General features: G+C 68.5%; 23 protein-coding genes and 1 tRNA gene. 13 read left to right on the top strand and 11 right to left on the bottom strand.

Annotated elements, in window-relative coordinates:
* Positions 1-113: 113 nt before the first annotated feature.
* Both GQY20_RS00630 and GQY20_RS00625 read right to left on the bottom strand, forming a co-directional pair.
* Positions 114-1,004: a helix-turn-helix transcriptional regulator gene (locus GQY20_RS00630; protein WP_157215108.1), complete on the bottom strand. Its 891-nt coding sequence runs from the start codon at positions 1,002-1,004 to the stop codon at positions 114-116.
* Positions 1,005-1,265: 261 nt separating this feature from the next.
* Positions 1,266-2,339 carry an alcohol dehydrogenase catalytic domain-containing protein gene (locus GQY20_RS00625; RefSeq protein WP_198350797.1) on the bottom strand — a complete coding sequence of 358 codons (1,074 nt, stop codon included), beginning with the start codon at positions 2,337-2,339 and terminating at the stop codon, positions 1,266-1,268.
* A gap of 131 nt (positions 2,340-2,470) precedes the next feature.
* Between GQY20_RS00625 and GQY20_RS00620 the strand changes: the two genes are divergently transcribed.
* On the top strand, positions 2,471-4,141 hold the full coding sequence (locus tag GQY20_RS00620) for a class I adenylate-forming enzyme family protein (RefSeq protein ID WP_157215106.1): 1,671 nt from the start codon (positions 2,471-2,473) through the stop codon (positions 4,139-4,141).
* Between the two features lie 187 nt (positions 4,142-4,328).
* Here GQY20_RS00620 and GQY20_RS00615 read toward each other — a convergent pair whose 3' ends face one another.
* On the bottom strand, positions 4,329-5,219 hold the full coding sequence (locus GQY20_RS00615) for a LysR substrate-binding domain-containing protein (RefSeq protein ID WP_232475822.1): 891 nt from the start codon (positions 5,217-5,219) through the stop codon (positions 4,329-4,331).
* Between the two features lie 144 nt (positions 5,220-5,363).
* Here GQY20_RS00615 and GQY20_RS00610 point away from each other — a divergent pair, with 144 nt between their 5' ends.
* Positions 5,364-5,537 (top strand): hypothetical protein, encoded by a 174-nt coding sequence (locus tag GQY20_RS00610; protein ID WP_157215104.1) that lies wholly within the window; start codon positions 5,364-5,366, stop codon positions 5,535-5,537.
* On the opposite strand, the gene GQY20_RS00605 is transcribed toward GQY20_RS00610, so the two are convergent.
* From GQY20_RS00605 to GQY20_RS00590, 4 genes are all read right to left on the bottom strand, one after another.
* Positions 5,515-6,192, bottom strand: coding sequence for a peptidylprolyl isomerase (locus tag GQY20_RS00605; protein WP_157215103.1), 678 nt, complete (start codon positions 6,190-6,192; stop codon positions 5,515-5,517). The genes GQY20_RS00610 and GQY20_RS00605 overlap by 23 nt on opposite strands.
* A 44-nt stretch (positions 6,193-6,236) precedes the next feature.
* On the bottom strand, positions 6,237-6,692 hold the full coding sequence (locus GQY20_RS00600) for a DUF1810 domain-containing protein (protein ID WP_232475821.1): 456 nt from the start codon (positions 6,690-6,692) through the stop codon (positions 6,237-6,239).
* A gap of 116 nt (positions 6,693-6,808) precedes the next feature.
* Positions 6,809-7,537 (bottom strand): anti-sigma factor, encoded by a 729-nt coding sequence (locus tag GQY20_RS00595; RefSeq protein WP_157215101.1) that lies wholly within the window; start codon positions 7,535-7,537, stop codon positions 6,809-6,811.
* Positions 7,538-7,541: 4 nt separating this feature from the next.
* On the bottom strand, positions 7,542-8,030 hold the full coding sequence (locus GQY20_RS00590; RefSeq protein WP_157215100.1) for an RNA polymerase sigma factor: 489 nt from the start codon (positions 8,028-8,030) through the stop codon (positions 7,542-7,544).
* 82 nt (positions 8,031-8,112) lie between these two features.
* On the opposite strand from GQY20_RS00590, the gene GQY20_RS00585 reads away from it, so the two are divergent.
* Together GQY20_RS00585 and GQY20_RS00580 are read left to right on the top strand one after the other, a co-directional pair.
* Complete coding sequence (locus tag GQY20_RS00585; protein WP_157215099.1) at positions 8,113-9,432, top strand: S8 family serine peptidase; 1,320 nt, start codon at positions 8,113-8,115, stop codon at positions 9,430-9,432.
* Positions 9,433-9,515: 83 nt separating this feature from the next.
* Complete coding sequence (locus GQY20_RS00580; RefSeq protein ID WP_157215098.1) at positions 9,516-10,094, top strand: hypothetical protein; 579 nt, start codon at positions 9,516-9,518, stop codon at positions 10,092-10,094.
* A gap of 181 nt (positions 10,095-10,275) precedes the next feature.
* Here GQY20_RS00580 and GQY20_RS00575 read toward each other — a convergent pair.
* Positions 10,276-10,350: transfer RNA gene (locus tag GQY20_RS00575), tRNA-Gly, on the bottom strand.
* Between the two features lie 178 nt (positions 10,351-10,528).
* Here GQY20_RS00575 and GQY20_RS00570 point away from each other — a divergent pair.
* From GQY20_RS00570 to GQY20_RS00560, 3 genes are read left to right on the top strand one after another with little or no spacing between them, the layout of a single operon-like run.
* Complete coding sequence (locus GQY20_RS00570) at positions 10,529-11,425, top strand: tetratricopeptide repeat protein (RefSeq protein ID WP_157216094.1); 897 nt, start codon at positions 10,529-10,531, stop codon at positions 11,423-11,425.
* Positions 11,425-12,063 (top strand): LON peptidase substrate-binding domain-containing protein, encoded by a 639-nt coding sequence (locus tag GQY20_RS00565; RefSeq protein ID WP_157216093.1) that lies wholly within the window; start codon positions 11,425-11,427, stop codon positions 12,061-12,063. Before GQY20_RS00570 ends, GQY20_RS00565 begins: the two co-directional genes overlap by 1 nt.
* Positions 12,060-12,239, top strand: a complete 180-nt coding sequence (locus GQY20_RS00560) for a Trm112 family protein (protein ID WP_157215097.1) — start codon at positions 12,060-12,062, stop codon at positions 12,237-12,239. Before GQY20_RS00565 ends, GQY20_RS00560 begins: the two co-directional genes overlap by 4 nt.
* Before the next feature lie 4 nt (positions 12,240-12,243).
* Here GQY20_RS00560 and GQY20_RS00555 read toward each other — a convergent pair whose 3' ends face one another.
* Together GQY20_RS00555 and GQY20_RS00550 are read right to left on the bottom strand one after the other, a co-directional pair.
* Positions 12,244-12,801 (bottom strand): glutathione peroxidase, encoded by a 558-nt coding sequence (locus GQY20_RS00555; protein ID WP_157215096.1) that lies wholly within the window; start codon positions 12,799-12,801, stop codon positions 12,244-12,246.
* Positions 12,802-12,829: 28 nt separating this feature from the next.
* Complete coding sequence (locus tag GQY20_RS00550; protein ID WP_157215095.1) at positions 12,830-14,050, bottom strand: UbiH/UbiF/VisC/COQ6 family ubiquinone biosynthesis hydroxylase; 1,221 nt, start codon at positions 14,048-14,050, stop codon at positions 12,830-12,832.
* A 214-nt stretch (positions 14,051-14,264) separates the two neighbouring features.
* Here GQY20_RS00550 and GQY20_RS00545 point away from each other — a divergent pair, with 214 nt between their 5' ends.
* From GQY20_RS00545 to GQY20_RS00525, 5 genes are all read left to right on the top strand, one after another.
* Positions 14,265-16,622 (top strand): DNA translocase FtsK, encoded by a 2,358-nt coding sequence (locus GQY20_RS00545; RefSeq protein ID WP_157216092.1) that lies wholly within the window; start codon positions 14,265-14,267, stop codon positions 16,620-16,622.
* A 77-nt stretch (positions 16,623-16,699) separates the two neighbouring features.
* Positions 16,700-17,323, top strand: coding sequence for a LolA family protein (locus GQY20_RS00540; protein WP_157215094.1), 624 nt, complete (start codon positions 16,700-16,702; stop codon positions 17,321-17,323).
* A gap of 253 nt (positions 17,324-17,576) precedes the next feature.
* Entirely contained in the window at positions 17,577-18,374 is a 798-nt protein-coding gene (locus GQY20_RS00535; protein WP_157215093.1) for an exodeoxyribonuclease III, read from the top strand.
* Positions 18,371-19,435 carry a GTP cyclohydrolase II gene (gene ribA, locus GQY20_RS00530; RefSeq protein ID WP_157215092.1) on the top strand — a complete coding sequence of 355 codons (1,065 nt, stop codon included), beginning with the start codon at positions 18,371-18,373 and terminating at the stop codon, positions 19,433-19,435. The genes GQY20_RS00535 and ribA overlap by 4 nt, the downstream gene beginning before the upstream one ends.
* Positions 19,432-19,932, top strand: coding sequence for a L,D-transpeptidase family protein (locus GQY20_RS00525; RefSeq protein ID WP_157215091.1), 501 nt, complete (start codon positions 19,432-19,434; stop codon positions 19,930-19,932). The genes ribA and GQY20_RS00525 overlap by 4 nt, the downstream gene beginning before the upstream one ends.
* Before the next feature lie 199 nt (positions 19,933-20,131).
* On the opposite strand, the gene GQY20_RS00520 is transcribed toward GQY20_RS00525, so the two are convergent.
* Positions 20,132-20,797 carry a YggS family pyridoxal phosphate-dependent enzyme gene (locus GQY20_RS00520; protein ID WP_157215090.1) on the bottom strand — a complete coding sequence of 222 codons (666 nt, stop codon included), beginning with the start codon at positions 20,795-20,797 and terminating at the stop codon, positions 20,132-20,134.
* 58 nt (positions 20,798-20,855) lie between these two features.
* Between GQY20_RS00520 and GQY20_RS00515 the strand changes: the two genes are divergently transcribed.
* Positions 20,856-21,371 (top strand): thiamine phosphate synthase, encoded by a 516-nt coding sequence (locus tag GQY20_RS00515; protein WP_232475820.1) that lies wholly within the window; start codon positions 20,856-20,858, stop codon positions 21,369-21,371.
* Positions 21,372-21,376 lie beyond the last annotated feature (5 nt).

Here is a 21,376-nt window from a genome sequence, read left to right as displayed (position 1 = left end):
AGCCGAAACCACCGCCCCCTTTTTGCGAACCCGGCAACGAAAACGCCCGGGGCCGGCCTGCCGAACCCGGGCGAAACGAGAGCGGAGCAAGGCGCCCCGCCGATGTCGGCGCCTCAGTGCCGGACCTTGGACGCCATCACATAGCTGCGCATCGAGCGCATCCGCTTGCGATAGTCCTGCGGCGCCTCGCCGGCGATCTTGCGGAAGGCGACCGAGAAGCTGCTGGAGCAGGAGAAGCCCAGCCGATGCGCGATATCCTTCATCAGGAGATCGGTGTCGGCGAGCAGGCCCTGCGCCTTCTGGTAGCGGACCTGCTCGATATAGGCATAGACGGTGCCGCCGGTGGTCTGCTTGAAAGCGCGGGTAAGATGCCTGAGGCTGATGCCGGTCAGGTCGCTGAGATCGGACAGCGAGGGGCAGCTTTCGTGCGCCTCGACATAATCGGTGATCATGCGCAGCTTCTGCCGGGTCAGCCCGCCGCGATAGGCCATGGGCTGGCGCGGATGATCGTTGATGTGGCGGGCGAGCTCGATCACCAGCGTCGTGCCCAGCGCCTCGGTCAGTGCCACGCTGGCGAGGCCGGGCGACTGCAGCTCCTGCCGCAGCCGCTGCAATATGTCGGCGATGCCGCGGTGGCGCAGGTTGAGGCAGGAGGAGAGGATGTGGCGATCGTAGAGATCGCAGCTGTTGCCGAATTCCTCCAGCACGCTTTGCGGAAACACGCAGCGCACCGCCTGGCGGATCCCTCCGGCGGAGCGCACCTCCAGCGGCAGTTCCGCTGGCATCACCAGCAGACGGCCGATATCGGTGAAATGCCCCGGTCCTTCGGGCAACCTGTAGCGCCCTTCGGACAGGCCCGGCCGCAGCGTCTGCTGCAAGGCGACGACATGATGCTGCTCTTCGAACACGTCCGTGCTCGGCATGGGCAAGTCCTGGCTGATGAACTCCGCCACCACACTCTTCGTATCGATACGGGCCAGACATTGCTGAAACGCGGACTGCATCGTCCATCCTCTCCCGCTATGCGTTTTTTAAATCCTATCGAACCTCGCAGCTTTTGAAAAGCCGCTCTGATTTTTGCCGATCGCACGGGGACGACCGCTCGGCGGCTTTTTCCCCCGATTGGCAATAGCGCCGGCACGAAATGGACCGGCATCGACGGCATCGCACCCGATCCCGGATGCGGTGAGTCGCGGGCGAGGCATGCTGCGGCGCCCGGCAGTCTCCGGCCCGGTCACGATCGCGCGACGGGGAACGTCGCTCCGCTACAGGCGATGATCCAGCACGGCCCGCGTCACGCGCCCCGCCCGCAGTGCGGCGATCGCGTCCTCGACCTCGCCGAGCGGCCAGACCTGCGTCACCTGCGCCGGCAGGTCGATGCGGCCCGAGCGCGCCAGATCGATCAGCCGCGGCAGATCGCGGGCGGGATCGTTGCCGCCGTTGAACATCGACACGATCCGCCCACCCCAGGCGAAGCGATTCACGTCGAGGTTGAGCGTCGTGCCCGGCCGCGGCAGGCCGATGAGCACGGTCGTACCGCCCGGCTTGGCGAGGCGGCCGGCAACGTCGATCGCCGACGCCGCGCCGCTGCATTCGATCACCGCATCGATCGGCGCTTCGGCCGCGGCGCGGATGCACGCGATCGCCTCCTCGCCATCGGCAGCGGGAATCACGAAGGCGTCGGCACCGAAATGACGCGCGCTCGCCTCCTTCTCCGGATTGACGTCGACCGCCACCACGCGCGCAGCGCCCGCCAGCCGCGCCGCCTGCACCGCATTCACGCCGATGCCGCCCATGCCGAGCACGACGACGACGTCGCCCGGCACCACCTCGGCGAGATGGTTGACCGAGCCGTGACCGGTGGTGACCGCGCAGCCGAGCACGCAGGCATGAACGGGATCTATGCCCGCCGTATCGAAGATCTGCTGCGCCCGGACCGTGATGAGTCCCGCGAAGGAGGAACAGTTCGCCCAGTGCCATACCGGCCGTCCCTGCCAGGTGAAGGGCTGCGCCTCCGGATCGCCGAAGCCTTCGGGACAGGTGGCATAGTGGCCCTTGCGGCAATCGTGGCAATGTCCGCAGGGCGTCTGCGTCGTCACCATCACCGGATCGCCGACGCGCACGCCGGCCACCCCTTCGCCCAGCGTCTCGACCACGCCCGCCGCCTCATGGCCGAGCACGATCGGCGCGGGGCGCAGCGCATGATCCATGACGCTGAGGTCGCTGTGGCACACGCCGGAGGCGAGCACCCGCACCTGCACCTCGCCCGGCCCGGGCGCGCGAACCTCCAGCGCGTCGGTGACATGCAGCCGTTCCCCGTCCCATATTATGCCGCGCAACGCCATCTCCCTCCCATCATTCTCAATGGCCCTATCGCCGTATCGATGTCCCGAGGGAATGCGAAAACGGCAGCATATGCGATCGGGTTCGGCTATCCTGATCGGCAAAGAGACACGGATGAGGATGATTGATGACTGCCTGCGCAACGGATGATCGGCCGCAGCCCTGGCTGGAGCTTTATCCCTCCGGCATGCCCGCCCGCTTCGTCCCACGCCATGCGGACGGGCTCGCCATGTTCCGCGAGACCGCGGCGGCCGTGCCGGACGCCGAGGCGATCGCCTATTTCGACGGCAGCCTTTCCTATGCCGATCTCGATCGCGCCAGCGACGCGATCGCGCTGTGGCTGATCGCGAAGGGCGTGAGGCAGGGCGATCGGATCAGCCTGATCCTGCAGAATGTGCCGCATGTCGCGATCGGCATCCTGGCGGCATGGAAGGCCGGCGCCATCCCCGTGCCGGGCAATCCGATGTACCGCGCCCCCGAACTCGCCAAGCTGTTCCGCGATTATCAGCCGGCGGCGATCGTCGGCCATGACGACCACCTCTCCGAGATTCTCTCGGCTCTCGCAGAAGCAGGCGTCACGGAAACGCCCTTGCTGTCGGTCGACGCGCATGATTTCCAGTCGGCCGACGACGCGCGGCTGCTGCCGCCCGCCGCCGCATCCGTCCCGGCCCGCATCGCCGGGTTCAAGGCGGTGCTCGACGCGCACGACGGCAGCCGCCCACCGGCCGTGTCGATCGATCCGTCCGATCTGGCGCTGATCCTCTACACCTCGGGCACCACCGGCCAGCCCAAGGGCGCGATGATCCGCCATTCGAGCGTGGCCTTCAATTCCGGCGCCGCCGCGCTGTGGATGCGGATCGGGCGCGACTCCCGCATCCTCGGCATGGCACCGATCTTCCATATCACCGGCTTCATCCTGCATCTCACCATGTCCTGGTCGGCCGGTGCATCGGTGGCGCTGCATTATCGCGTCCATCCCGAAGCGGTGCTGGACGTCATCCGCAGCTATCGCCCCACCTTCGCCATCGCCGCGATCACCGCTTTCAACGCGCTGATGCAGGTGCCGGGTGTATCCGCCGCCGATTTCGCAAGCTTCGAGACGGTCTTTTCCGGCGGCGCACCGATCGCCCCGGCGCTGCGCGATGAGATTCGCGAGGTGCTGGGCATCACCCTCCTGCCGGTCTACGGCATGACCGAGACCTGCTCGCCAACCCATATCTCGCCGCCGGGCCTCGAAGTGCCGGTCAGCGAGGAGACCGGCGCGCTGGCGGTGGGCCTGCCAATCTCCTCCACCGAATCCGCGATCCTAGGCCCCGATCTCGATCCGCTGCCTCCGGGCGAGCAGGGCGAAGTGTGCATGCGCGGGCCACAGGTGATGACCGGCTATTGGAACAAGCCGGCCGAATCCGCCGAGGCGCTCCACGACGGCTGGATGCGTTCGGGCGACATCGGCTTTCAGGACGAGCAGGGTTGGTTCTACGTCGTCGACCGCAAGAAGGACATGATCAACGCCTCCGGCTTCAAGGTCTGGCCGCGCGAGGTGGAGGACACGCTCTATGCGCATCCGGCGGTGCGCGAGGCGGCAGTGATCGGCATTCCCGACAGCTATCGCGGCGAGACGGTGCGCGCCTGCGTATCGCTGAAGCCCGGCATGGCCAGCGACGAGGCGGATCTCATCGCCCACTGCCGCGCCCGGCTCGCCGCCTACAAGGTGCCGCGCAGCGTGATCCTGCTCGACGATCTGCCCAAAACTCTGACCGGCAAGATCCAGCGCGCCATGCTGCGCGAAGGGGCGTGAAGCGCGGGCCGAAACGCGTCATCCCAGCGAAAGCTGGGATCGCCTTCCATCGCGAGCCGCGCGCTTTTTGAGAGCGATGCCAGCTTCCGCTGGCATGACGCAGATTTACGCAATGCTCCCCGCAAAGGCTGAAGGAGACTTCGACAAGCTCGGCCCAAAACGGTGAGGGACGAGCAAGCGACCGCCGCTACCCCGTCCGCTCGAGCGCGGCGAGATCCTTTGCAACCTCGGCCAGCAGCCACTCGCGGAAGCGCCTGATCTTGGGCACCGAACGGCGGTGCTCGGGATAGACCAGCCAATAGCCGTAGCCGCGCGAGGAAATCTGCGCGAAGGGGCGCACCAGCCGCCCGTCGGCCAGATCGTTGCGCCAGAAGAAGGGGGTGAGCATCGCAACCCCCTGCCCCGCCATGGCGGCATTGCCCTCGTGCGATTGCGCGTCGAGGCGGATGCCCGGGCGGATCGGCCCATCCGGCACGTCCACCCCCGCCTCGGTGAGCCACCAGGGCCACCATTCGTCCTGCGGGCTGATCAGCGGCAGGTGCAGCAGATCGGCCGGCAGGATCGTGCCGCCATGCCGCGCGAGGAAGGCGGGGCTGCACATCGGCGTGAAATCGACGCGGAACAGGAGGTCGGCGGCAAGCCCCGGCCACGGACCAAGCCCGCTGCGGACGCCGACATCCGCCTCGTCCGTTGCGAAATCGACCATCGCGTCGGTGGCGATCAGCCGCACCGCCATTTCGGGATGCTGCATCTGGAAGACGCCGAGCCGCCAGGCGAACCAGGTGTTGGCGAAGGTCTGGGAGGCCGAGACCGTCAGCATCGCCTCATTCTCCGCGCGCACGCCGGCGAAGGCGACGTCCATCATGTCGAAGGCGCGCGTCACCTGCTCGGCCGCACGGCGCCCGGCTTCGGTCAGCCGCACGCGCTTCTTCTCGCGCCGGAACAGCGCGGCGCCGAGCTTATCCTCGATGATGCCGATCTGATAGCTGACCGCCGCCTGCGTCATGCCGAGTTCGCGCGCGGCGGCGGTGAAATTCTCGTGCCGGGCCGCCGCTTCGAACACGCGCACGGCCGTCATGGGAGGAAGGCGACGCATCACTGATCGATAAGCCCAGCTTATCATCTCTGTCCAGCATTTGGTTGGCCGCGAATCGCCAGAAAGCCTAATTACGCTGCGTCAACCGCGAAGCAGAGCCTGCCTCGCCCACCGGGAGATGATAAGATGGACCATGATTTCGAATCGCGCTCCTGGGCGGACAACCGGGCGCATTTCACCTCTTTCGTAACAGCCTTCGTCCGCCAGATCGGCGTCGCCTTCGACGTGCTGAACGCACGGCTTTATGACGCGCCGTGGGATCGCCGGCCGCGCCCGCTCAACCGCCGCGACGCGCGCTGACGATCCGCACCGGCGCCTCGAGCATCTGGCCCTTCATCACGCCCTCGCCGAGCGTGGCAGACTTGGGTTCCTCGAGCATGTGCCGCACGATATCCATGCCCTGGACGACGTGCCCGAAAGCCGCGAAGCCAAGATTGTCGCCCGGCTGATCCGGATGCGCGTCGAGCGAGGGCATGTCGCCGACGATGATGAAGAAGTCGGCACTGGCCGTGTTCGGTGCATTGCGCGCCATCGAGATGGTGCCGCTGACATGGCTGAGACCGGTCTTGGTGGTCGGCTCGAGCACGATCGGCGGAAACATCTTGCGCGGATCGTTGCGCAGGCCGGCCTGCACAAGCCCATAATCGTCGGCCATCTTCGCTGCGCGATAGAAGCTGATCCCGTCGAAGCGCTTCTGGTCGATGTAGCGCAGGAAGTTCGCCGTCGTGATCGGCGCGCGTTCCTTCTCCAGTTCCAGCACGATCGGCCCCTCGGTCGTGGTCAGCGTGACGAGCACGGTCGCCGGCTTGGGCGCTGCAGGCGGAGGAGACGCGACGGCGGCCGGCGCCGTGGCCGGCGTCTCGGCGGACTGCGACGACGCGGGGGGCTGGGTCTGGGCCAGCGCCGGGAGAGCGGCGAAGCAAACCAGGGCGATCAGGGCGATTCGGGCTTTCATGGCGCAACTCTAATCGGGATCGAAGACCCTCGCCATCCGCCGCCTCATGCGATCCGGGCCAGCGTGGCGGGATCGCGATCGCCGGCATAGAAGCCGTCGAGGCAGCGCGCGAAGACATCGCTGCCGGCTCGCCCGTCGTGGATCGCCACCGCCTCGAACAAGGTGCAGCAGGAGCGGAGCTTGACCGCGTCGATCGCCCCGAAGATCGCATCGGCGCTCCGTTCGCCCACCCAGCCCAGCGCCGCCCCGGCGATCTCGATCAAGCGGCCGCCCAGCAGCGGATGCGCGAGATAGGCCCGCGCCTCGGCGAGATCGCGGATGGCGTAGCGCTGGGCCATCGGGCTGCTGCCGAGCCCGGCGATCTGCGGAAAGACATACCACATCCAATGGCTCTGCTTCCGCCCGGCGCGGATTTCCTCCAGCGCGCGAGCATAGCTGCCGTCCTGCGCGGCCACGAACCGCACAAGCCCGTCGCCGTCGGCCGACCGTTCCCCGATCACGATCCCTCTCCTCTTGCCATCCGTCGGATGCCGGCACCCTCCGAGCATATTTGGACGAACGCACGTCCGTGACGATGGTGTCCCAGGGCGGACATCTCGCGCCGGGGCCTGATCCGTCAGGATCCTGCACCCCGCCAGCCCGCCGCCTTCGCGCTCGCTTCCGCCGCCGCATCCATCGGATCGCCCGCGATGATCGAATCGACATAGGCGAGCAGCGCCGGATCGGCGGAGCCCGCCATCCGATAGCTGCCATCCTTCTGCTCCGGCCGCGCGAACAGCGCGCGCACCAGCCATCCCTGTGCGCCGTGGCAGGCGACGCCGGAAGCCGCCGGCGCAGCGAAGCTGCGACAGACCGCTCCCCCCGCATCACGGAAAGTCAGGCCGATCTGCACCGGCCCCGCCGCCGCGCCGGCACTTGCAAGCTGGGTGTCGAGCGCGTGGGCGACCGGCGCGGCGGCGATCAGCGCGCCGCCCCGCTCCGCCGTCAAGCCTGTGGAAGAGGAATGCGCGAGATAGCCGGTGCACAGGCCGACGAGGAGCGCAGCCGCAGCCGCCATCCAGCCGGCCTTGCGCGGCGGCCCGGGCGTCTGCGCCGCGCGCGCGGCGCGAACCGCGTCGAGATCGACCACTTCGGCCGGCGGCCGGACCGCGCGCAGCAGCCGCTCGGGCACCGGCTGGCCGGCGATCGGATCGAAAGCCGCCGCGAGGCGACCGCGTAGCGCGCGATGCGCCTCGGCCTTGCGGGCCAGCGCCGGATCGGCGGCGACGGCCGCCTCGATCCGGGCCGCTTCCTCCTGCGGCAGCTCTCCATCGAGCCAGGCGAACAGGGTTTCGTCGTCGATCATCCGCTCATCCTTCCCCGAGCAGCGCCAGCAGCGCGGTGCGGCCGCGGGCAAGGCGGCTGGCCAGCGTGCCGGCGGGAATCTCCAATATCTCGGCCGCCTCGCGATAGCCGAAGCCTTCGATCAGGACGAGCAGGAGAACCTCGCGCTGCTCGTCCGGAAGCTGGTCCATCGCCTTGGTCACCGCCGCGAGGTCCATCCGCGCCTCCACCGCCGGGCGCGGATCGTAGCCGGCCTGTGCGCCCGCTTCCTCGGGGAGCATCACCTTCGCCTGCCGGCCGCGCGCCCGGGCCGTATCGATCCAGGCGTTGCGCACGATGCGATAGAGCCAGGAATCGAGCCGCGTGCCCGGTTGCCATTGATCGCGCGCGCGTAGCGCACGCTCGATCGCCTGCTGCACCAGATCGTCGGCATCCGCGCCACTGCCGGCAAGGCCATGGGCAAAACGCCGCAAACGCGGCAGCAGCGCGATCAGCCCCTGCTCGAAAGCCTCCAAGCGATGTCCTCTCGATCATGCGGATGAAACGACCGTCGTTCGTCGTTTAATCCGCGACACGGCAAAATTAAAAGGACTGCCCATGCGCACCCGGCTGATCACCGCCCTCGCTATCGGAACCGCCCTGCTCGCCGCCACCGCCGGCCCTGCGCAGCTCTTGCCCGGCGGAGTCACCGCGCTGCCCGGCCAGCTCGCCGGCGGTTTGCTGGACAGGACCGGCACTGCACCGCTCCAGGGCGGCGTTGGCGGCGTCGTGGATACGCTCGGCATCGATCGGATCGGCGCCGGCCTTTCGCCCGGCAGCCTGCTGGACCTGCGCCGCGAGAGGTTGCGCGCGCTGATACGCGCGAATCGCGACGTGCTCGAGGCGGACGATGCGGGCAATCCCGTGCGCCGCAGCGAGATCGTCGCGATCGATCCGCCGCCGGCCGTGATGGCTGCGGCCAAGGCGGCCGGCTTCACCGTGCTGGCCTCGGATCGCCTCGACGATCTCGGCATCACGCTGGTCCGGCTCGCCACGCCGAAACGGATGAGCGCGCGCGACGCGCTGGTGCGGCTCCGAACCGTAGCGCCGGACGGACGCTTCGAGCTGAATCACGTGTTCGAACCGGCCGGCGCGGCCCTGTCGCCCGGCAGCACGCCACCCGCCGCCGCCGGAACCGCGCGCGGGGCGCCGATCGGCATGATCGACGGCGGCGTCGCCGCCCATCCCGCGCTGGCCGGCGCGGCGATCGAGCAGCGCGGCTTCGTCTCCGATGCGCCGCGCGCCAGCGGCCACGGCACGGCGATCGCCTCGCTGCTCGTCGGCGCGGACGGTGCCTTTCGCGGTGCCGCCGTCGGGCGCATGCTGCTCGTCGCGGATATCTATGGCGGACGCCCGGCTGCCGGATCGGCCGATGCGATCGCCCGCGCCATCGGCTGGATGGCCGGGCGGGGCGTGCGCATCCTCTCGATCAGCCTGGTCGGCCCGGCCGATGCGCTCGTCGAACGGGCGATCTCGGCCGCCCAGGCGAAAGGCATGATCGTCGTCGCCGCGGTCGGCAATGACGGCCCGGCCGCGCCGCCGCTCTATCCGGCCTCCTATCCCGGCGTCATCGCGGTCACCGGCGTGGACGGCAGCGGACGCGCGCTGATCGAGGCCGGGCGCGCCACGCATCTCGACTTCGCCGCGCCTGGCAGCGACATGGCGGCCGCCTTGCCCGGTCGTGGCTACGCGCCGGTGCGCGGGACGTCCTTTGCCGCGCCGCTGGTCGCCGCGCGCTTCGCAGCACAGACCGGGGACTCCGCGATGCGGCTCGCGGCGGTGACCGCAGAGGCGAAGCCGGGCCGGGGCCGCGTCGGCCGTGGCATCGTCTGCGCCGCCTGTCGCATCGACCCGGGTGCCGTCCGCGCAAAAAAATGATGGGGCTCGGGATGAAGCGCGCCGGTGCCGTCGTTGTCCTCGCGAAGGGCCGTGCAGAGGCCCCGACACGGAGGATCGGAATCATGACACGCAAGAGCTTTCTCATCACCGGCGGCATCATTCTGGCCGCTACGATCGGCCTGCCCGCGCAGGCGCAGCTCCTCGGCGGCGGCGGCGGCCTGGTGGGCGGACTCGGTGGCACCGTGAACGGCGCCCTCGGTGGAGCCGGCTCGCTCGGCAGCCCGCTCGGCTCGGCGACGCAGAGCGTGACCGGGTCGGTCGCGGGCTCCGGCAACGCGAAGGCCAGCAAGTCGGTCGACACGCGCTCGGGATCGGCCAGCGCCAATGCCGGTCTGGCCGGCACGGTCAGCGGCACGTTGAACAGCGCAACCTCGGCCCACGGGCCGGCGGGTACGGCATTGGCAGGCACCACCGGTCTCTCGTCGACCCAATCCGTCGACCGGAGCGCCGGCGTCTCCGCCCGCGCGATCGGTACGGACGGCGCCAAGTCCATGGCGGGACAGACGGTATCGACGGCCAGTGGGGCCGCCGGAACCGCAACCCAGGATGTGCGGGCCGCGGCTCGGTCCGCCAATATCGAGGCCGACGGTCGCGGCTCTGCCCGAGGCCATGGATCCCTCGCGACGGCGCCGCAGAACTGACCGCGTTCCCGTCATAAAAAAGGGAAAGGTGCGATCCGGCATGAGGTTCGCGCCTTTTTCTTTTGGCCGAAGAATCGAAAATCAGCCCGATATGACCGCTTTGATCCTATCCGCGCAGGCCGGCCGCGCGTCCGATTGGTGATCGCTGGGAAGATCGCGGCACATCATGCGCCGGAAGAACTGGAGCGGGCGAAGGGATTCGAACCCTCGACCCCAACCTTGGCAAGGTTGTGCTCTACCCCTGAGCTACGCCCGCTCTGGCGTCCCGCCAGGTGAAGCACCCGGCGGCGAGGCGCGGCTAATAGCGTGGGTTGATCGGGGTGGCAAGCGCTTAGTCGACGAAAACCTCATCGCTTGGTACAGGGCTTGGCACCGGCTATCGGCTGCCCACATAGGGCGCGCAAAGCAGGGAGACTGATGTGGCAACTCTGGGAATGAGCGCGGCGGAACGTGAGGCGGTCGAGGCGTTCCGGCGCGACGTCGTCGAACCGTCGATGAATGCTCTCGTCATCCTCGATTTCTGGGCGGAATGGTGCGGCCCGTGCAAGGCGCTGTCACCGGTGCTGGAGAAGGTGGCAGCCGCCTACGCCGATCGCGGCGTGAAGCTCGCCAAGATCAATGTCGACGAGAATCGGGTGATCGCAGCCCAGTTCCGCGTGCAATCCATCCCAACCGTCTATGCGGTCTTCCAGGGCCAGCTCGTGGCGGATCTGACCAGCGCGCGCACGGAAAGCCAGCTGTCGCAGCTGCTCGACCAGATTTTGCGGCAGCTGCCGATCACCGGCGCGGCCGAGGAAGCCCATCAGGAGATCGCGCCGCTGATCGAGATGGGCGAGGAGGTGCTGGCCGCGGGCGACACCGAACGCGCCTTGTCGATCTTCAGCCAGCTTTCCGAAACGGCGCCCGAAGATCCTGAGGTGATTTCCGGCCACGCCCGCGCCCTGGTGCGTGCCGGTCGCGCGGCCGAGGCCGAATCGCTGCTCGCGACGGTGCCCGCCGACAAGGCCAAGGATGCGGCCATCGGCCGGGCCAAGGCCGCTGTGGCATTGGCCAGGGAGGCCCAGCCGGTGGCGGATCTGGCGGGGCTTGCCGCGCAGGTGGCAGCCCATCCCGACGATCACGACGCGCGTTACCGCCTGGCCGGCGGCCTGATGGCGGCAGGCGATCGCGACGCCGCGGCGGATGCGCTGCTGGAGATCATCGCGCGCGAGCGCGACTGGAACGACAATGCCGCCCGGGCGCGCCTGCTCAAGCTGTTCGAGGCGGTCGGGCTGGAGGATCCTTGGGTCAGCGCGCAGCGGCGGCGGCTCTCGGCGATCCTGTTCACCTGATGGCCGCCGGCGGCTCCGCACGGCTGTCGGTCTTCCCGCTGGCCGGCGCCCTGCTGTTTCCGCGCGGGCAGTTGCCGCTCCACATCTTCGAGCCGCGCTACCGCGCGCTGGTAACGGACGCGCTCGCCAGGGACCGGCGAATCGGGATGATACAGCCGCGCGAGGCAGAGCGGGCGCCGCTGCGCCCCGCGCTGTTCGACGTCGGTTGCGTCGGCCGAATCGCCCATGTCGAGGCGCTCGACGATGGCCGGTTCAACATCGTGCTCGAAGGCGTGACGCGCTTCCGGATGACCGCGGAATTGCCGGTCGCGACGCCGTTCCGGCAGATCGAAGCGGATCTCGATCCGTTCGACGATCTCGCCGAGCAGCCCCCGCTCGCCTCCGCGATGCGGGCCGCACTGGAAGAAGAGGCGCGCCGCTTCGCCACGGCCCGCGGCTATCAGATCGATTGGAACGCCGTTTCGCGGCTGGACGATGAGAATCTGGTCAATGCGATCGCGCAGGTCGCCCCTTTCGACGTCGCCGCCAAGCAGGCACTGCTGGAGGCACGGACGCTCGCCGAACGGGCGGATCTCTCCATCCAGTTCCTGCAATTCTTCCGGGTCGGGGAGAATGACAACGGGCCGACGCTGCAATGAGCGTCGACCCGGACTATCTTGCATTGCTGGTTTGCCCGATCAGCAGGACCCCGCTGCGCCTCGATGCGGAGCGGAACGAACTGATCTCGGACGCGGCGCGGCTGGCCTATCCGATTCGGGAGGGGGTGCCGGTGCTCCTGGTGGAGGCGGCACGCCCGCTCGCCGAACAGGCCTGACAGGTCAGACCTTCGCGCTTTCCAGCTCGCGTTCGATCGCCTCGACGACGATGTCCGCATCCGGCGCGGTGTCCGGCGTGAAGCGCGCCACGACCTCGCCATCCCGGCCGACGAGGAACTTCTCGAAGTTCCAGAGTACCTCCGGCTCCGGATTCGGCGTCATGCCGTAACCGGTCAGCCGGGCACGAAAATCGGCGCCGCCATTCGGCTCCGCCTTGGGCTGCGCCTCGGTGAGCGCGGCATAGAGCGGATGCTTGCCTTCGCCCGCCACCGGGATCTTCTCGAACATCGGGAATTCGACGCCGAAATTGGTGGTGCAGAAGCTCTGGATCTCGTCGTTGGTGCCGGGTTCCTGCCCCGCGAAGTCGTTCGCCGGGAAGCCGAGCACCTCGAAGCCCTGGTCGCGATATTTCTTATAGAGCGCTTCCAGCCCCTCATATTGCGGGGTCAGGCCGCATTTGGAGGCGACGTTCACGATCAGCAGCACTTCGCCCTTATAGTCGGCGAGCGATGCCTCCTCACCCTTGATCGTCTTCAGCGGAATATCCTGAATGGCGGTCATTTCGGCTCCTTCCTTGATTCGCCGGAGACTATACCGCGACACCCCGTAACAGGCGCGGCAATTCGCCGGACTGGCCGCGCGCCTCGTCCATGAAACGTTGCTTCAGCGGAGCGATGCGCGCCACCGCGCCCAGGCCGATGCGGCGAACCAGCGATGCGGTGCGGCCGGGAATGCCGAACAGGCGGGTGAGCCCGTCGGTGGAGGCCGCGACCATCATCGTGTCGAGGCTGCGCCAGCGCTCATAACGGGCGAGAAGCTGGGCATCGCCCGCGTCCAGCCCGATCCGCGCGCCCTCGACCAGCACCTCGACCAGCGCCGCCGCATCGCGGAAGCCGAGGTTGAGGCCTTGCCCGGCGATCGGATGGATGCCGTGCGCGGCATCGCCGACCAGCGCCAGTCGCTCCGCGGTGATCTTGGCCGCATGGTGGAAACCCAGCGGATAGCTGGAGCGCGGCGAGCAGAGCGTCACCTGGCCCAGAAAGCCGCCCATCCGCTTCTCGATCTCGGCGGCATAGGCGCGTTCGGGCAGGCCGAGCATCGCCGGCGCCTCGCTGCCCTTCACCGTCCACACGATCGCGGACCGGTTCAGCCCGTCCTCGGCGGGCAGCAGCGGCAGGATCGCGAACGGCCCCGCCGGATAGAAGATCTCATAGGCGATGTTGCCATGCGGATGGGCATGGTTGACGGTGGAGATCATCGCCGTGTGATCATAGCTCCAGCGCGCGAGCCGGATGCCCGCTGCGTCCCGCGTGGGCGACTGGCGGCCTTCCGCGCCGATCAGCAGCGCACCCGACACGGTACGCCCGTCCTGCAGCCGCACCTCCACCCCGCCAGCGGTCCGTTCGCTGTGCGCCGGCCTGGCCGGCATCATCAGCGTGACGTTCGGCGCCGCCAGCACGCTCTGGCGCAGCGCCTCGCGCAGCTGCCGGTTCTCGAACATGATGCCGAGCGGCCCTTCGTCCGCATCCGGCTCGAAGCTGAGACCGCCGGGGGCGAGCCCTTCATTGACCCGGATCGATCCGATCGGGCAGCCCTTGCCTTCCAGATGCGCGCCGACGCCGATCGTCTCGAGCATGCGCCACGAGGTGATCGACACCGCCGATGCGCGTCCGTCGAAACCCCTGGCAAGCGTCGCCGAGGGGTCCGCCGGATCGATCACGATGCTGCTGAGACCATATTGGTCGAGGGCAATGGCGAGGGTGAGGCCGACTAGCCCGCCGCCGAGGATGATGACGTCCGCGCGCTCCATGGCGGCGTGTCTAGAGCCTCATCGTCGATCGGGAAAGCGCTTTGCGACCTGCCGGCGCCGCGACGCGAAAAGCGCCCGCCAGCGCGGTGTTTGCGGCGGCTGCCCGGTCTTGGGCGGCCGCTCCGCTTGACGCAGAGTCCGCCGTTGCGCATGCTCGCAGAGGGAACATTTCGTGCACGATCGGTTCGGCACGGGGCAGCAGCCGGGGAAGACGATGGCAAGCGGGGCGATGACGGCCAAGGGGCCGGCCTGGCAGGATACGGTCAAGCGCGGGGCGGTGCGCAGCGGCGCGCTGGTCGGCGGGGTGGGACTGGTGATCCTCACCGTGCTGATCGGCCTGGCGCTCGCCAGCTATCACACCAGCGATCCATCGCTGAACACGGCCGCCGGGGGGCCGGCACGCAACTGGATCGGGACGCCCGGCGCCTGGGCAGCGGACCTGCTGCTGAACCTGTTCGGCCCACCCACGGCGCTGCTGCTGCCGATCCTGCTCGTTTCCGGAACGCGGCTGTGGCGCGGCGTCCCGGTCGGACGCTGGAAGCGCTCGATGCTCGTGGTGGCGATCGGGCTTCTCTTCCTGGGCACCGGCCTCACCCTGTTCCGCGGCGGCTCGGTGATCGGCCTGCCAGCGGGCTGGGGTGGCGCCTTCGGGCTTGCTGGCGCCCATTTGATCGACTGGAGCCTGGCGCTGGTCGGCAATCCGGCCATCGCCGCCAAGATCCGCATCCTGATCATGCTGCTGATGACGCTGACCGGTTTCGTCGTGACCTTATGGGGCTGGGGCCTCGATGCGGGCGAGCGGGGCTGGCTGCTGCGCCGCCGCCTGCCGCGGCTGAAGACCTGGCCGGGCGTGCAGGATCGGCCGGACGAGGAGGAGGACGAGGAAGGCGACGAGCCGGCCGCCCGCGAACCCAGGGCAAGGCCGCCCCGCGCGACGGTGGCGCCGGCCGAGGAACAGGAGCCGCGCAAGCCGCCGGTCATCTCCACACCCGCCCAGCCTTCGACATCGCCGAAGCGCGCGCAGCGCGAGCGCCAGCCCGAGCTCGCGCTTCCCGACAATTATGCGCTGCCCTCGCTCGATCTGCTCAAGCCGCCGCCGGCCAACTCGGGCCAGGCGATCGACCGCGCCGGGCTGGAGCGCAACGCCCGCCTGCTCGAATCCGTGCTCGACGATTTCCACGTCAAGGGCCGCATCACCGAGGTCCGCCCCGGCCCGGTCGTGACGATGTACGAACTCGAGCCCGCCTCGGGCATCAAGGCGAGCCGGGTGATTGCGCTGGCCGACGACATCGCGCGCAACATGTCCGCCCTGTCGGCGCGCGTCGCCACGATTCCGGGCCGCACCGTGATCGGCATCGAGCTGCCCAACCAGAAGCGCGAGGCGGTGGCGCTGGCCGAGCTGGTCGCCAGCCACAATTTCGAGGACCAGGATCCGACGCACCTCTCGCTGATCCTCGGCAAGAACATCGCCGGCGATCCGGTGATCGCGGACCTTGCGCCGATGCCGCATCTGCTCGTCGCCGGCACCACCGGCTCGGGCAAGTCGGTGGGCCTCAACTGCATGATCCTCTCGCTGCTCTACCGGCTGACGCCGGACCAGTGCCGCATGATCATGATCGATCCCAAGATGCTGGAGCTCAGCATCTACGACGACATCCCCCACCTGCTCTCGCCAGTCGTTACCGAGCCGACCAAGGCGATCCGCGCGCTCAAATGGGCGGTGGAGCAGATGGAGGAGCGCTATCGCATGATGGCCTCGATCGGGGTGCGCGGCCTCGCCAGCTTCAACGAGAAGGTCCGCGCCGCCAAGGCCAAGGGCCAGGCGCTCGGCCGGCGCGTGCAGACCGGCTACGACGCGGAAACCGGCCGCCCGATCTACGAGGAGGAAAAGCACGATTATGATCCGCTGCCGCAGATCGTGATCGTGGTCGACGAGCTTGCCGACCTGATGATGACGGCGGGCAAGGAGGTGGAATTCCTCATCCAGCGCCTCGCCCAGAAGGCGCGCGCCGCCGGCATCCACCTGATCATGGCCACGCAGCGCCCGTCGGTCGACGTCATCACCGGCGTGATCAAGGCCAACCTGCCGACGCGCATCAGCTTCCAGGTGACCAGCAAGATCGATTCGCGCACCATCCTCGGCGAGCAGGGCGCCGAGCAGCTGCTGGGCAAGGGCGACATGCTCTACATGCCCGGCGGCAAGCAGATCGCGCGCGTGCACGGGCCGTTCGTGTCCGACGAGGAGGTCCGTGCCGTCGCCGACCATTGGCGCGCCCAGGGCACGCCCGACTATATCAGCGCCGTCACCGAGGAGCCGGAGGATGGCGGCTGGACGCTGGAGGGCGCGCCGTCGGGCGACGACGATCCGGAGACCCAACTCTATCGCCGCGCCGTCCAGCTCGTCATCGAGAACCGCAAGGCCTCGACCAGCTGGCTGCAGCGGCAGTTGCGTATCGGCTATAACAGCGCCGCGCGGCTGATCGAGCGGATGGAGAAGGACAGCATCGTCAGCGCCCCGGATCATGTCGGCCGCCGCGAGATCCTGCGCGACGAGCACGGCAACGAACTCTGATCGGCCCGGAACCGGCCAATTCAGAAGCTGTTCAAGGCGGACGCGGCAGAGACCGGCGCGTCCACCTGGAGATCAGAATGCCCCGTTTCGCTTCCTTCGCCCTGATTCCGCTGGCCGCGGTAATGGCCCCGGCGACCGCCATGGCCGCGGAAAACACGCTGGCACAGGTGTCGCAGCATCTGCTTTCGGTCGACACCATGACCGCCGATTTCGTGCAGACCGACCGGATGGGCACCAGCATCGGCGGCAAGTTGACGCTCAAGCGCCCCGGCAAGATCCGCTTCCAATATGAGCAGGGCGTACCGCGGCTGATCGTCGGCGACGGCAAGGCGCTGACCATGATCGACTATAAGGTCGGCCAGGTCTCGCGCTGGCCGATCGGCAATTCCCCGCTCGACGTGCTGCTGCATCCGCAGAAGGACATGTCGCGCTTCGCCCGCGTGCTGCCGTCCGACGGCGGCGACCGTCGCCTGCTCGTCCAGGCGCGCGATCCCAAGCATCCCGAATATGGCACCATCACGCTCGCCTTCGCGCGCAATCCTTCGGCGCCAGGCGGGCTCATGCTGCAGGGCTGGTCGGTGCTCGACGCGCAAAACAACCGCACGACGCTCGCGCTTTCGAATCAGCGTTTCAACGCCCCGGTTTCCGACGAAACGTTCCGTTGGAAAGACCCGCGCCCCCAACGGCCGCCCAATCGTTGAGCTTATTCATCCGAGCGACAGGTTGGGGGGACTATATCCTCACCTGCGGTCGCGGATAGGCCCCCTTCGGGATTTCCCCCTGTTGCCCGAACCGGGTTCCGCGTCCCGCCTGCGTGACGAACGCCAGGTTGGCCCCCGTTCCATGCCCCCGGAACGGGGGCCTTTCCATATCCGCTCTTTTCACCGTTAACCGGGCTTCCGGGAGCGTCCGCCATGCTGGCAATCGGCCCAGCGCATCGCTACATCGCCCGCCATGGCCAACAGCACGCTCAAGATCGCCAGCTGGAACATCAATTCCGTCCGCGCCCGGATCGACATCGTCGAACGTTTCCTGCGCGAGGAAGCGCCGGACATATTATGCCTGCAGGAAACGAAGGTGGTGAACGAATCCTTCCCGGCCGACATGTTCGACCGGCTCGGCTACACCCACCGTATCGTCAACGGCCAGCGCATGCATCATGGCGTGGCCATCCTCAGCAAGCTGCCGATCCACGAGGATCACAGCCATGACTGGCAGGACAATGGCGAGGCACGCCACATCGGCGCCATGCTCGACTGCGGCTTCCGGCTCGAAAATGTCTATATCCCCGCCGGCGGCGACATCCCGGACCCCGCACTCAATCCCAAATTCGGCCAGAAGCTCGCCTTTCTCGATCGCATGACGCGCTGGTCGGAGACTCTGAAGCAGCCGACCTTGCTGGTCGGCGACTTCAATATCGCGCCGCTCGAATGCGACGTGTGGAGCCATAAGCAGCTGCTCGACGTCGTCAGCCACACCCCGATCGAGGTCGAAACCCTCGGCCGGCTCCAGGCCAGCCACGATTGGGTGGATCTCGGCCGCAGATTCATCCCTGCGCCGGAGCGGCTATACACCTGGTGGAGCTATCGCGCCGCCGACTGGGCCGCCTCCGATCGCGGCCGTCGGCTGGATCATATGTGGGCCAGCCCCGAGATCGCGCGCAACGCCATCTCGCACAAGGTGCATGAGCCCTGCCGCGGCTGGCTGCGCCCCTCCGATCATGTACCGCTCGTAACCGAGTTCACCCTTTGAGCGATCCGCGCCAGGCAGCCCGCGCGATCGACGCGCTGAAGCGCGGATGGCCTGTTGCCGTATGGGGCTCCGCCGGAGCGATTCGCGTGCTCGCGATCGAGACGGCGGACGAAGGCCGGCTCGCCGATTTCGATCCGGATCGCAGCGCCGATCTGCTCATCAGCGGCGCGCGCGCGGCGACGCTGAAGCTCGCCAACCAGCGCGATGCCGCTTGCCCGGATCAGCCGGTGCGCGTCGCGCGCATGCCGTGGACGGATCTCGCCGGCGCCATCGCGCTCGCCGATCCGGCGCGGGATCTGCTGAGCCCGTTGCAGGGCCCCTTCCGCAGCACCGCCATCGGCCATGCCGACGCAGCGGCGGCGGCACTGGAACTGGCGCGCCTTGCCGGGCTGCTTCCCGCCTTCTTCCTGGTCGATGGCGATGATGGCGTGGCCGCGACGGTGACGCTCGCAGAGCTGAACGCCTATTCCGATCCCGGCGGCCTGCTGATCGCCTCGCGCGCGCGCCTGCCGGTCGCGGCGGCAGAAGATGCCGAGATCGTCGCTTTCCGGTCCTCCGTCGATGCCACCGAGCATGTCGCGCTCGTCATAGGTTCGCCCGACGGGCGGCCGCCGCTGGTGCGCCTGCACAGCGAATGCCTTACCGGCGACGTGTTGGGATCGCTCAAATGCGATTGCGGTCCGCAGCTTCAGGCGGCGCTGGCCGAGATCAGGGCGAATGGCTGGGGCATCCTGCTCTATCTGCGCCAGGAGGGCCGCGGCATCGGGCTGGTCAACAAGCTGCGCGCCTATGCGCTGCAGGATCAGGGTTTCGACACGGTCGACGCCAATCTGCGCCTCGGCTTCGCGATCGATGCGCGCGATTTCCGCGTCGCCGCGCGCATGCTCGCACTGCTCGGCCAGGAACGGGTGCGGTTGCTGACCAATAATCCCGCCAAGGTCGCCGCGCTGGAGGCGGCGGGAGTGGCGGTCGCGGAGCGCGTGGCCCATGCCATGCCGCCCAATCCGCACAACCGAGCCTATCTCGAAACCAAGCGCGACCGTACCGGGCACCAGCTGTGATCCGCGTCGAGAGCGCGGTGCGCACGCTCCATGCATTCGGGCAGAGCCTGCCCTGCGCGATCGGCCGTTCCGGCGCGCTGCCGGCGTCGGACAAGCGCGAGGGCGATGGCATGACCCCACTCGGCCGATGGCCGATCCGTACCGTGCTGCTGCGTCCCGATCGCGTTGCGCTGCCTGCGGGCCTGCGCCTGCCCTGGCGCTGGATCGGCCCGGATGACGGCTGGTCCGACGATCCCCGCGATCCCGCCTATAATCGCGCCGTCCGCCATCCCCACCGCTTCTCGGCGGAGCGGCTGTGGCGGGACGACGGACTCTATGACGTCGTCGTGCTGCTCGGTCACAATGACGCTCCCCCGGAGCCCGGCATGGGCAGCGCCATTTTCCTGCATTGCTGGCGGGATCGTCAGCCGACCGAAGGCTGCGTCGCCGTCGACAGGCCTGCCCTGCTCGATCTCGTCGTCCGTCTCTCTCCCGGAGACACGCTGGAAATCGTCTGAGCGCTCGGCGACGGGCCCCTCACTCGACCGAAGCGGATGGCGCATCTTCTCTTCGTCACCCCGGCGGAAGCTCGGGTCGCTCTCCACAATCAACCGTCTGCCTGTCGAGAGAGATGCCAGCGTCCGCTGGCACGACGCGGCAAAACGCAACTTCGCCGCTATTTCGCACTGCCGAAATCCTGAGCTTCCAGACAGATACTCAGCCGTCTCGCGTTCCGAACAGGGCCGTGCCAACGCGAACATGGGTGGCGCCCAGCATCACCGCCGTCTCATAGTCGCCCGACATGCCCATGCTGAGCCCGGCGAGGCCGTGGTCGCGAGCGAGCTTGGCCAGCAAGGCGAAATAAGGCGCGGCCTCGGTGTCCGCCGGCGGCACGCACATCAGGCCCACGACGGGCAGTTCCGCCGCGCGCGCGGCCGCCAGCAAGGCAGGCAGCGCCTCGATCGGGCAGCCGCCCTTCTGCTCCTCCTCGCCGATATTCACCTGTACGAAGCAGTCCGGCCGCCGGCCGATCCGCTCCATCGCCTTCGTCAGCGCCGTCACCAGCGAGAGCCGGTCGACGCTGTGGATCGCGTCGAACAGCGCGACGGCCGCATCGGCCTTGTTCGACTGGAGTTGGCCGACGAGGTGGAGGCGGATGTCCGGGGTTTGCTCGCGAAGCGCCGGCCATTTCGCCTCGGCTTCCTGCACGCGATTTTCGCCGAAGACGCGCTGCCCGGCGGCGATCAGCGGCGTGATCGCCTCGGCCGGATGGGTCTTCGATACGGCGATGAGCGTCACCGCGTCGGCCTTGCGCCCCGCGAGGGCAGCGGAGCGGGCGATACGGGCGCGGACGTCGGAGAGCAGGGCTTCGGCTGAGGACATGGCCGCTGCTATAGGGACGCATATGTCGCCCCGCCACCCTCCCCCGCGCCTGTGGTTGATGACGGACGAGCGCCAGGGCGAGACGCTGTTCCCCGCCCTGCGCGCGTTGCCGCGCGGCACTGGCGTCGTCTTCCGCCACTATCGGCTCGCCCCGGCGGATCGACGCGCGCTGTACGAACGGGTTCGCGGGCTCGCCCGGCGGCGCGGCCTCATTTTGCTGCTGGGGGCCTCTCCACGGCAGGCGATGGCCTGGAAAGCCGACGGCGCCCATGGTCGTTCTCCCCATCGCAGCCCTCGCCCGATGCTGCGCAGCACGCCGATCCATCGCGGATCGGAGCTGCGCGGTGCCGCCGCGGGCCGGGCCGAACTGCTGTTCCTGTCACCCGTCTTCGCGACACGCTCGCATCCTGGCGCTCCGGCGCTCGGCCCCGTGCGTTTCGGCCTTTTGCGGCGCTACGCCGGCAAATCCCTGATCGCGCTCGGCGGAATGACCCCGTCTCGCGCACGCGCGCTGCGGAAACTCGGCGCATATGGCTGGGCGGCGATCGACGCGCTCAGCCGCCACCCAATCTGAATGGG

This window comes from Flavisphingomonas formosensis (assembly GCF_009755815.1).
Taxonomy (GTDB): Bacteria; Pseudomonadota; Alphaproteobacteria; order Sphingomonadales; family Sphingomonadaceae; genus Flavisphingomonas; species Flavisphingomonas formosensis.
The sequence above is the reverse complement of the archived record's forward strand: the minus strand, read 5'-3'. Positions and strand labels throughout refer to the sequence as shown.

Excerpts from the sequence above, each read along its gene's own strand:
- GQY20_RS00630 (WP_157215108.1), bottom strand. The coding sequence starts at position 1,004 with ATGCAGTCCGCGTTTCAGCAATGTCTGGCCCGTATCGATACGAAGAGT.
- GQY20_RS00620 (WP_157215106.1), top strand. The coding sequence starts at position 2,471 with ATGACTGCCTGCGCAACGGATGATCGGCCGCAGCCCTGGCTGGAGCTT.
- GQY20_RS00615 (WP_232475822.1), bottom strand. The coding sequence starts at position 5,219 with ATGACGGCCGTGCGCGTGTTCGAAGCGGCGGCCCGGCACGAGAATTTC.
- GQY20_RS00610 (WP_157215104.1), top strand. The coding sequence starts at position 5,364 with ATGGACCATGATTTCGAATCGCGCTCCTGGGCGGACAACCGGGCGCAT.
- GQY20_RS00605 (WP_157215103.1), bottom strand. The coding sequence starts at position 6,192 with ATGAAAGCCCGAATCGCCCTGATCGCCCTGGTTTGCTTCGCCGCTCTC.
- GQY20_RS00595 (WP_157215101.1), bottom strand. The coding sequence starts at position 7,537 with ATGATCGACGACGAAACCCTGTTCGCCTGGCTCGATGGAGAGCTGCCG.
- GQY20_RS00585 (WP_157215099.1), top strand. The coding sequence starts at position 8,113 with ATGCGCACCCGGCTGATCACCGCCCTCGCTATCGGAACCGCCCTGCTC.
- GQY20_RS00580 (WP_157215098.1), top strand. The coding sequence starts at position 9,516 with ATGACACGCAAGAGCTTTCTCATCACCGGCGGCATCATTCTGGCCGCT.
- GQY20_RS00570 (WP_157216094.1), top strand. The coding sequence starts at position 10,529 with ATGAGCGCGGCGGAACGTGAGGCGGTCGAGGCGTTCCGGCGCGACGTC.
- GQY20_RS00565 (WP_157216093.1), top strand. The coding sequence starts at position 11,425 with ATGGCCGCCGGCGGCTCCGCACGGCTGTCGGTCTTCCCGCTGGCCGGC.
- GQY20_RS00560 (WP_157215097.1), top strand. The coding sequence starts at position 12,060 with ATGAGCGTCGACCCGGACTATCTTGCATTGCTGGTTTGCCCGATCAGC.
- GQY20_RS00555 (WP_157215096.1), bottom strand. The coding sequence starts at position 12,801 with ATGACCGCCATTCAGGATATTCCGCTGAAGACGATCAAGGGTGAGGAG.
- GQY20_RS00550 (WP_157215095.1), bottom strand. The coding sequence starts at position 14,050 with ATGGAGCGCGCGGACGTCATCATCCTCGGCGGCGGGCTAGTCGGCCTC.
- GQY20_RS00545 (WP_157216092.1), top strand. The coding sequence starts at position 14,265 with ATGGCAAGCGGGGCGATGACGGCCAAGGGGCCGGCCTGGCAGGATACG.
- GQY20_RS00540 (WP_157215094.1), top strand. The coding sequence starts at position 16,700 with ATGCCCCGTTTCGCTTCCTTCGCCCTGATTCCGCTGGCCGCGGTAATG.
- GQY20_RS00535 (WP_157215093.1), top strand. The coding sequence starts at position 17,577 with ATGGCCAACAGCACGCTCAAGATCGCCAGCTGGAACATCAATTCCGTC.
- GQY20_RS00520 (WP_157215090.1), bottom strand. The coding sequence starts at position 20,797 with ATGTCCTCAGCCGAAGCCCTGCTCTCCGACGTCCGCGCCCGTATCGCC.
- GQY20_RS00515 (WP_232475820.1), top strand. The coding sequence starts at position 20,856 with ATGACGGACGAGCGCCAGGGCGAGACGCTGTTCCCCGCCCTGCGCGCG.